Raw genomic sequence first — 9,473 nt, 5'->3', positions numbered from 1 at the left:
ATGTCCGGGCTTGAAATCGAACAACCCAAGGCATTCAAACCTACGGAATGATCGCGTAAAACATCTATGCCAACCAACAGAAACGGAGGGGCTTCTCACCCTGTATCATGTCTGAAATCCCTTGTAAATGCTGGGTTTTCTGCTTCTTTTTCATTGCTTTTTATGGTATAATAAGAGCAGTGAAAAAGGAGCAGAAAACATATGGCTGGCAATTCAAAAGATTCAAAAATCCTTGCGTACAAGGACATGATCAACCAACTGAATAAGACGATTTCCACACAGACAGAACTGATCCAGTCTTTACAAAAAACATTGGAAGCAGACCGGCTGGAAAAAGAAAACCTTCGTCAGCAGATTGAATATCTCACGAAGAAACTTTTTGGTACTTCCAGTGAAAAACGGAAAGATATCGCTGGCCAGTTGAATCTTTTTGATGAAGCCGAGCAGGAAGCAGATCCGACATGGGAACAGGAACTTCCTGATGACATCACTGTTCCGGAACATAAGAGAAAAGCAAGACGGACACATGCTGATCTCTTTAAAAATGTTCCTTCCTGCGACGAGATCATTTCTCTTCCGGAAGAGGAGCGAAACTGTCCAACCTGCGGAACGCAGATGGAATGTATTGGGAAAGAATTCGTCCGCCATGAATTTCGTTTTACCCCTGCCAAGGGAAAAGTAGTAAATATCTATCGTGAAACCTATAAATGCCCGGAGTGTGCCATATCAGAGGAACATCCGGATGATCAGACATTTGTCAAAGCCCCTGTTCAGGAAGCATTGATCCCGGAAAGTTATGCATCGGAATCCGTTGTCGGATGGGCAATGCACCAGAAGTACCAGAATGGTCTGCCGTTAAACAGGCAGGAAGAGGACTGGAAGCAACTGGGTGTCCCATTAAGCCGGGCTACGCTTGCTAACTGGATCATTTACTGTGCCGAGAATTATCTCCGTCATGTTTATAATTATTTTCACCGTCAGTTACGGATGCGTAAATATCTGATGGCAGATGAAACCCGGGTTCAGGTACTGAATGAGCCGGAGCGTAATCCTGAAACGGATTCCTGGATGTGGCTCTTCCGCAGTGGAGAAGATGGACTTCCGCCGATCCTGCTCTACCATTACACAGAGACAAGGGCAAAGTTCCATGCAGCATCTTTCCTACAGGGGTTCAGCGGATATCTGGAGACAGATGGATACCAGGGTTATAATAATCTGCCGGATATCAAACGCTGCTCTTGCTGGGCACATGTGAGACGTTACTTCACAGATGCCATACCGAAAGGGAAAGAGTATGATTACAGCCTTCCGGCAGTGCAGGGAGTACAGTTCTGTTCCAAGCTGTTTGATTGTGAGCGGTACTCAAAAGCAAAAAATCACACTGCGGAGCAGAGAAAACAATTTCGTCTTGAAAAGGAGAAGCCAATACTGGAGGCATTCTGGAATTGGCTGGATCAACAGCGCCCAAACAAAGGAACCCGTTTGGCGAAAGCGGTAAACTATGCCCAAAATCGGAAAGACACCCTGATGACTTATCTGGAAGACGGTCATTGCAGTTTGTCCAATAATCTTAGCGAGAATGCAATCAGGCCATTCACTGTCGGCCGGAAGAACTGGCTGTTCAGTGCCAGTCCGAAAGGAGCTGCCTCCAGTGCTATTGTGTATACAATGGTCGAGATGGCAAAAGCGAATGATCTGAATACCTATAAATATCTGACATATCTCTTATCACAGCGGCCAGACGATAAAATGTCAGATGAACAGTTGGAACAGCTTGCCCCATGGAGCGAGACTGCGAAAACGAACTGTCAAAACTAAAATAGAGTAAAACGCTTGCATCTATCATTTTGGTGCAAGCGTAATTCATGAGTAACGTAGCAATATTTTGCGCTTACCTTCTTTCGGTTCGATTTCACTTGCCTTGATAACTTCAAGAGGTACATTTACATTCATTTCATTTTCCGTCTGCTTCATTGTTCTTCGTTCTCCTTTTCGATAAATACTTCGGGCAAAGCACTACGATACAGCGGAAACTCTGCTTGCAGTCATTACTGCACTTTCTGCAAAGTTCGTTGTAGGTAATGCGATTTCTTTCATTCAGAAACAACGCCCACTCTTGTTTCCGTTTCTTGCTCATTCTCGGCATATCAATCCTCCTTTCCGCCTGAAAACAAAAAAACCACAGGGAAGATACTTACTGCCTTGTTTCTGTCATTTTTCGGGGCGAAAATCGGGCAAAATTGCCTTTCTAAGCCTTTCAAAAAATCACACAAGGTATTCGTACTAACCTGTGGTTATGTATGAAATTGTGGGGTTTTGGGTAACAGAAAACACCGTATTTCTACGATGTTTTCTGTCACATATATTCTATTTAAGATACTGACAAACTGGGATTGTCTAAAATAGTAAAGCCGTACCGCTTACTATTTTTTCTTTTACTGCTGAAACAGTATCTTTGATTGAATGCGTCATTAACTTGTTTCATTAAATCATATATATCCATTTGTACCACCATTTATAAAACTTTCTTTATTTTATCAACTTGTTCTTCTACTTCTTCCGGATAGTTTTTAACCATATCATCACTTCCTTAATTTTTCATCTTTGCGAGTTCTTATATAAATCTCTTTTCTACCTTTTTCTATAAAATCAGGTCTATTATTTTTAATACCATATACAATAGTTTCTATTGGATAATATTGTTCTACAACATCTTGATATTCCTTTGCTTTTGAAATATCAATATTTCCGTATAATCTTAATATATCTTCTCCAAAAGACACGCCAATTTCTTCTTCACTATCTTCTAGCAAATATATGAAATCACAGTATTCATCTATAATTCCAGAATCTCCAAAATCTATTACACCACATAATCTATTTTCATCATCAAGTAATAAATGATTACAACTAAAATCATTATGGCATAAGCATTTTTTACCATCAAATATAGTTGTACTATGTAATCTTTGCATAAAGTCTTCTACATATTGTTTTTCAATATCAGTAAGACTATCATATATTGTGTCTTTGAGTAATTGATATTCTTCCAAAACATTTTGTTTATTGTCTATCGTATACAAACTTATTTCACTATAATCTAAATCGTGCATTTGTCTTAAAAACATAGCAATATCTTGCTTTAATAATTCTTGCTTTTCTTTTGATAAAGCAAAATATATTTCTGGTGTTAAAAAAGTTCCTTTTATTTCTTTATAACCTAATATAGAAATATCATCACTAAAATATGAATATTTTACATTTGGTATTTTTATATTAGTATTTAATCTTTGATTTAAGAAATCATAAATTGCTTTTTCTTTTTCATATCCTTTTTTCTTATTAGCACTAAATTTTGTTTTAAATATGTATTCTCCATTTACTAAATATGCTACACTATCATATCCACTACCAATTACCTTAATACTTTCAACTTTAAAATCTTCAAAGTAATGTTCTATTAAGTATTTCATTGCTTTAACATTTGTAACATTATCATCATACCTATATTCCATTAAATAGCAATCTTCTTTTTTACCCTCGTGCAACTCGTGTTCTGGCAAATCTTCAATTATTCTAAATCCAGATTTCTGATATGACCTAATTGCTCTTGGATTATTCTTATGAGGGTCTAAAATAACTGCATTAGCATTTCTTTCTTTTTTTAAAAACTCAAAAATCATTTTTGTATATTTTGAGCCAATGCCTTTACTCCAATATTCAGGTTCTCCTATAAACTGATCCATTCCATAAACTATTTCATTTGTTTTTGGATAATGATAATCAGAATAAAGTTCATCATACATTTTATATACTTGTCCATATCCAATAGGAACATTATCATATTCTATAATTACTCTAAATACTTCATCTTCCCATTTTTCAGTATAATGCTCTTTTAATGATTCTAATGTATATTTTTTATCTCTACCACCATAAAATTCTAATACTCTATCATCAGTTAACCATTTTAGCATTAAAGGAAAATCATCATTTGTCAAAGTTCTTATTCTTATTTTATCTTGTACTATTTCCATTAATTTTCCTCCCTAAAATCATACACATACACTACTTCATCATCTGCGTCATTTATTCCTCCTGCTTTTTCATAACATTTACAAGCAGAAATATTACTTCTATTTGTTATTAAAAACATTTCATAACAATCAATAGTTTTAGCATAATCACGAGCAAATGATATTAAACCTGTTCCATAACCTTTGCCTTGAAAGTCTGGCATAACATCAATAGCGTCAAGATAGAATACTTTTCTTCCATCTGGTTTTAATAAAATATAACCAAAAGCAAAACCTACTATCTTATTATTTATCTTTGCAATAAATCCAAAATCATTTTTATTATCTATAAATTTTTTTAAAACATCTACATTATATTTTGTATTTTCATCATCAACAAAATCTAGCATAAGTTCCAAATCTTGTTCTTCTAATAATTTATATTCCATCTATCTCAACTCCATCTACTATTTTATTTTCTAATTTTATTAGTATTTACACAATCATTAATTAAACTAATTGCTTCCCCAGCAAATTCCTTTAATCTTGTATTATCATAACTATTATTTGTATCACTTAAATAATCTTCCATAGCATTTTTAATAACATCATTATAATTTGAATCCATATTTTCTAATGCCCATTTACCACCATCATATTTTGATAAAGTTAAATCATCTCTGATTAGTGCATAAAATCTACAAAGGTTTAAAATACAATATACGGGATTATTCACAATTTCTTCTACACAATCTAATGTATCAGAATAATTGGAATCAATAATGTATTCCTTTGGTACTTTTGAAAACACTTCTTTTGATGGCTTACCAAAATCCATCTTATCATTTGGAACATTTATAACATTGAAATGACTTGCTAGATCAGGGTCAACTTTATAATCATCATTGATGACTATTGTTTTATCTTCCTTATATCTTTCTATCCAATCTCTGCTACCGTGAAGTTCGTAAGGTATTGGATGTTTTATATTTCTACAATTATCTTCTAGTACAACACTAAATTCAAAACCTTTTTTAGGAAATAATTGCTCATTTTCTAACATTTTATCCCAAATAAATTGTTTTGTTTCTGAATTTATTTTTTCTTTTACAACTATAATAAAGTCTAAATCAGATTTATTCGGATTAAAACTTCCTAATCTTAATGAGCCGTGAAAATAAACTCCAACATAATTATCTTGTAATATTTCTTTAACCCATTCATTAACTTGTTTCATTAACTCATATATATCCATTTGTACCACCATTTATAAAACTTTCTTTATTTTATCAACTTGTTCTTCTACTTCTTCCGGATAGTTTTTAACCATATCATCAAAATCAGCAATTTCACGTGCCTTTATTAACATTGATACTCTTTTGATTAAATCTTCATCTGTATATTTATAATAACTTAATACCTTATTTATAAAACCTGTTCCTAAATAATAAAGTGCAGCAATATCATAAGCAGGATCACCCATACCAGAGCCTTCAAAATCCACTATTCCAACTAATTCGTTATTATCGTTAAGAATATAATTCTCATACCATAAATCTCCGTGTATAAAATGATAATCATTAAATGTTAATAAATAGTTTTTATATTCATTAAACCAAGATAATATTTTTTCATAATTAGATTCACTTAAATATTCTTTTAATTCAATAACACTTTGTTCAGTTATTTCTAATTCATTTTTTATATATTCATCTTTATCAAAATCAACTCTTATTTCATATAATTCATCCATAAATTCAGCGAGTTTTTTAGCAATATTATCTAAATTAACTATTTCAATATGTTCTTTTCTAAAAGTATGTCCTTTAATCATTTTATAAATTAATGCGCCATTTGGATATTCTTCGCAAGGCTCAATCAATTCAATAATTCTTGGTATTTCCAACGATTTAACATTACTTATTTGATTAATTACGTTCACATATTTTTGATAGTTTTTATATGAATTTTGATTTACTCCATCAAGTAAAATATAATCATCATTTATAATATATGCCTTACTATTAAAGCCTTCATTTATGTATTTTCTACTTATAATATCCATCTTTGCACCTCATTCTTAATAACTAAATAGAGTCATAATAATAAACATTTTCTGGCAATTCTTGATTAGGCAATTTGAATGTTCTAATTTTAACAAACTTACCACCAATAATTGTCTAAAATAGTAAGGCCGTACCGCTTACTATTTTTTCTTTTACTGCTGAAACAGTATCTTTGATTGAATGCGCAGTTGTATCTATAACATTTAATTCATAGATTCCTAAATTGGAAAATTGATTCCACATTGTTTCAACTAATTCAATATTTGTTTCTCTGTCTAACTTTGAGCGTTCGATAGCTCGCTTCATGGTTTCTTCTTTACTTGCCCTTAAAACGATATAGTGTACTTCATAATGCTCTTGAACAATGTTGAGCCACGGCTCTAAAAACCACGGTCCTACAATGCCATCTACAATTACATCATATCCACCACGAGCATATCGCTTCGCAGCTTCTAAAAACGCTTCAATGACAATCAAATTTTGCTCATTTGATTCTGGCAAATGCGGTGGTATTGCCCCTTTACTCAAATAATGATAAAAGTCATCTGTGTGCATATGTACAGACTTTTCCAAATCTGATTCTTTTGCAACAACAGATGCCGTTGTAGTTTTTCCTGTCCCCGGCGCACCTGTGATTACAATAATTCTACCTTGATTCATCTATATTTTACCTCCACAACTTCGGATTTATCTCGCTGATTTAGACGTATTGTACCATATTTTTGTGAATTTTTCAACTTAGCCACTTCGATTATACTCACGACTTAATAACTTCTTAAATACTTCCCGAAAAAGAAAAACTGCCATCCGTTAAGACAGCAGTTCCTTTTCGGCTGGTATGCTATTAAGAATACACAATATCGTTCAATACAATCTCATCTGCACAGGCTCGGATATTGTTCATCAATCCTATCCATTTCATCATATCCTTTCCTTTCAGTTCTTCCGTCACACCCTGCTTTCTTGCCATTTCCTTTATCAGATACTCCGCCATATCACACGCCGAAGTATCAATATCGGCAAGGTGTTCATATAACTTTCCGCTTGTAAGCAGATTGATATACAAGATTTTCCTGTGTTCCCTTAAATATCTTTCCCTCATTCTTCCGTATTTTGTGAGAGTGGGCGGTTCTTCGTTTTCTATCGTCAAGCAGGGATAGTAATAATCTCCGATGAGTTCGTACTGGATACCGGTTCTTTCGTCTGTAATAAATCTTTGCATTTTGATTTCTCCTTTTGCTTCTTATGGTAAAATTCCAAAGATTTTTCGTTGTGATTTTGTTTTTGACATTCTTCGGAACAGAATTTCTGCTGACTGTGTGTAGGCCAGTAGGTACTGCCACACACAGCACAGACACGCTGACGATAATAATGATTTCCTTTTTCTGCTTCTCTGTCGGCTTTCTTTTGGTCTTGCCTTGCCTGATAGCAACAATCCTTTGAACAGAATATCTGTCGGTTGCTTGTAGGTACAAACTCCTTTTGACAATGGGGGCATACCTTTGCTTTTACGATTTCTCCACCGTTTTCAGCGAGTTTTTTCGCCTTTCGCTTCTCTCGGTAAACTTTTTCACGCTCACGCTGTTTTGCCAGTCGTTCCATTTCAATCTGTTCTTCCTGTGCCTTGATTTCAGCAAGTTCTTCTTCTGTGTAGGCAATATCGACCTGCCCCACATAGTTGAAATAAATATCAACCTTTTGTGTCCTTGCTTTTCCCACACCCTCTGCTTCATAAACCACAATCTTGTCAATGAGTTCGGCAAACATCAAATCGGAAATTTCTGTCGGCTCTTTGCACTTGCGTATCAAAGAAATGAAATGCTTAATATCAACCGTATTCGCCTTTTCTTCGGTCAGTTCCTTTTGCATTTCCTCAATTTTCGTTTCCAGTTCAGCCTGCTCATCATCATACTGCTTCATTAGTTGCTTGTACTGTCTTTCGGGCAGTAATCCCGAAACAAGATTTTCATACAACCCACGAATAAGTTTTGACAGTTCATCGTATCGCTTCTGAAAACGCTGCAACTCCGATTTATTGTGCTTTGGCTTTTCTGTCTGCTTTTCGTTCCACAATACTTGAAGTTCCTTTGCAAAGGCTTCTTCGTCATTCAGAACAAATCTTGATAATCGTTTTACAGTCGATAATATCAAGGCTTCAACATTATCAGCACTAATCGAATGGGCAGTGCAGGAGTTTACTCTGCTGGCATACCCACCGCAACGGTAAGAATACTGTAACGAACGGTCTTTTTTACTGTAATGCGTTTGCAAGGTCATTCTTCTGCCACAGTCAGCACAGAACAGATAACCGCTTAAACGATTGCTGTGCGTTCCTCTTGCCGCTGTTCTGTTGGCTCGTTTCTTTCGCTTCTGAACGCTGTCCCAAAGTTCCTGCGAGATGATAGGCTCGTGCGTATTATAAAATACATACTGTTCATCTTCATCGGTATTTTTCCTTTTGTGCAGTTTGAAATTGGTGCTGACCGACTTACGCAAAACAGTATGACCAAGATATTCCTGTCTGCTCAAAATCGCTCTTATGGTTGACATTCCCCAAGTATATGGGTCTGAAAACTTCGTTCCATTATACTGTTCGGGGTGATATTCCTTTGCGTGTGCTGCCGGAATTAAAACCTTTTCTTCGGTAAGCAATTCAGCGATTGCTCTCGGACTTTTGCCCTCGTTGGCAAGCAGAAAGATACGCTTTACCACCTCAGAAGCCACAGGGTCAACGACAAGCGTTTGTTTGTCGGTTGCTAATCGGTTATATCCATAGGGAATAGAACCGCTACATCGCTTTCCGTCTTTCATACGGGCATCAAACACAGCCTTGATTTTATTGCTTGTGTCTTTGGCATACCACTCGTTCATTATATTCAAAAACGGGGCAAAGTCATTATCCGAAGCATTGTTGCTGTCAATACTGTTGTTTATTGCAAGAAAACGGACATCTTTCTGTGGGAACAGAACTTCCGTATAAAAGCCGACTTGCAGATAGTTTCGTCCTAATCGGCTCATATCCTTAACAATAATCGTTGCGACATTTCCTGCTTCTACTTCCTTAATCAGTTCTTGAAAACTCGGACGATTGAAATTCACACCCGAAAAACCATCGTCAGTAAAATGGCGAATATTCGTGAACCCATTTCTGCGAGCATAATCTTCCAAGTATTTCTTTTGGTTGGTGATTGAATTTGACTCACCATTGAGGTCATCATCTCTTGATAAACGCTCATAGAGTGCTGTAATCTTTGAAGTCCTTGACATTCTCTTATCCTCCTTTCTTTATGTAATCTGTTTTGGTATTAAAAGTATTACTCCCTCTACCAATAGGAGAAAATAGGGATACAAAGCGGAACTGTTTTTCAAAGAATCAAAAAAATATTTTTTG

Annotated in this window: 8 protein-coding genes and 2 pseudogenes; 1 reads left to right on the top strand and 9 read right to left on the bottom strand. The window is 35.2% G+C overall.

Annotation, left to right across the window (positions count from 1 at the left end; translation table 11 throughout):
• The first annotated feature begins 201 nt into the window (after nucleotides 1–201).
• Complete coding sequence (gene tnpC / locus DW915_RS04250) at nucleotides 202–1,818, top strand: IS66 family transposase (protein ID WP_118741651.1); 1,617 nt, start codon at nucleotides 202–204, stop codon at nucleotides 1,816–1,818.
• A 136-nt stretch (nucleotides 1,819–1,954) separates the two neighbouring features.
• On the opposite strand, the gene DW915_RS16050 is transcribed toward tnpC, so the two are convergent.
• The 9 genes and pseudogenes from DW915_RS16050 to DW915_RS04210 all read right to left on the bottom strand — a co-directional run bounded on the left by DW915_RS16050 (nucleotide 1,955) and on the right by DW915_RS04210 (nucleotide 9,349).
• Complete coding sequence (locus DW915_RS16050) at nucleotides 1,955–2,146, bottom strand: hypothetical protein (RefSeq protein WP_044906491.1); 192 nt, start codon at nucleotides 2,144–2,146, stop codon at nucleotides 1,955–1,957.
• 436 nt (nucleotides 2,147–2,582) lie between these two features.
• Nucleotides 2,583–3,461, bottom strand: a pseudogene (gene aph(2'')-I / locus DW915_RS16045) (APH(2'')-If/Ih family aminoglycoside O-phosphotransferase); the annotation flags it as partial.
• Nucleotides 3,462–3,512: 51 nt separating this feature from the next.
• A pseudogene (aac(6')-I, locus tag DW915_RS16040) lies at nucleotides 3,513–4,037 on the bottom strand (AAC(6')-Ie family aminoglycoside N-acetyltransferase); the annotation flags it as partial.
• The gene (locus DW915_RS04235) at nucleotides 4,037–4,465 is read right to left on the bottom strand and encodes a GNAT family N-acetyltransferase (protein WP_004452860.1); all 429 of its coding nucleotides are present in this window, start codon (nucleotides 4,463–4,465) and stop codon (nucleotides 4,037–4,039) included. The pseudogene aac(6')-I and the gene DW915_RS04235, both read right to left, overlap by 1 nt.
• A gap of 23 nt (nucleotides 4,466–4,488) precedes the next feature.
• Nucleotides 4,489–5,283 carry a DUF4111 domain-containing protein gene (locus tag DW915_RS04230; protein ID WP_004452865.1) on the bottom strand — a complete coding sequence of 265 codons (795 nt, stop codon included), beginning with the start codon at nucleotides 5,281–5,283 and terminating at the stop codon, nucleotides 4,489–4,491.
• Entirely contained in the window at nucleotides 5,284–6,081 is a 798-nt protein-coding gene (locus DW915_RS04225) for an aminoglycoside phosphotransferase family protein (protein ID WP_004452867.1), read from the bottom strand. It abuts the gene before it with no gap.
• 115 nt (nucleotides 6,082–6,196) lie between these two features.
• On the bottom strand, nucleotides 6,197–6,742 hold the full coding sequence (locus tag DW915_RS04220; RefSeq protein ID WP_004452869.1) for an AAA family ATPase: 546 nt from the start codon (nucleotides 6,740–6,742) through the stop codon (nucleotides 6,197–6,199).
• 184 nt (nucleotides 6,743–6,926) lie between these two features.
• A complete protein-coding gene (locus DW915_RS04215; RefSeq protein WP_032511034.1) occupies nucleotides 6,927–7,304 on the bottom strand; it encodes a TnpV protein in 378 nt (125 codons plus the stop codon).
• The gene (locus tag DW915_RS04210; RefSeq protein WP_004452872.1) at nucleotides 7,229–9,349 is read right to left on the bottom strand and encodes a recombinase family protein; all 2,121 of its coding nucleotides are present in this window, start codon (nucleotides 9,347–9,349) and stop codon (nucleotides 7,229–7,231) included. Before DW915_RS04210 ends, DW915_RS04215 begins: the two co-directional genes overlap by 76 nt.
• Nucleotides 9,350–9,473 lie beyond the last annotated feature (124 nt).

This window comes from Blautia sp. AM42-2, assembly GCF_003480245.1.
GTDB lineage: Bacteria > Bacillota > Clostridia > Lachnospirales > Lachnospiraceae > Fusicatenibacter > Fusicatenibacter saccharivorans.
The sequence above is the reverse complement of the archived record's forward strand: the minus strand, read 5'-3'. Positions and strand labels throughout refer to the sequence as shown.

What these genes read in the sequence shown, in the direction of transcription:
- tnpC (WP_118741651.1), top strand. Translation starts at nt 202, where the DNA reads ATGGCTGGCAATTCAAAAGATTCAAAAATCCTTGCGTACAAGGACATG.
- DW915_RS16050 (WP_044906491.1), bottom strand. Translation starts at nt 2,146, where the DNA reads ATGCCGAGAATGAGCAAGAAACGGAAACAAGAGTGGGCGTTGTTTCTG.
- DW915_RS04235 (WP_004452860.1), bottom strand. Translation starts at nt 4,465, where the DNA reads ATGGAATATAAATTATTAGAAGAACAAGATTTGGAACTTATGCTAGAT.
- DW915_RS04230 (WP_004452865.1), bottom strand. Translation starts at nt 5,283, where the DNA reads ATGGTGGTACAAATGGATATATATGAGTTAATGAAACAAGTTAATGAA.
- DW915_RS04225 (WP_004452867.1), bottom strand. Translation starts at nt 6,081, where the DNA reads ATGGATATTATAAGTAGAAAATACATAAATGAAGGCTTTAATAGTAAG.
- DW915_RS04220 (WP_004452869.1), bottom strand. Translation starts at nt 6,742, where the DNA reads ATGAATCAAGGTAGAATTATTGTAATCACAGGTGCGCCGGGGACAGGA.
- DW915_RS04215 (WP_032511034.1), bottom strand. Translation starts at nt 7,304, where the DNA reads ATGCAAAGATTTATTACAGACGAAAGAACCGGTATCCAGTACGAACTC.
- DW915_RS04210 (WP_004452872.1), bottom strand. Translation starts at nt 9,349, where the DNA reads ATGTCAAGGACTTCAAAGATTACAGCACTCTATGAGCGTTTATCAAGA.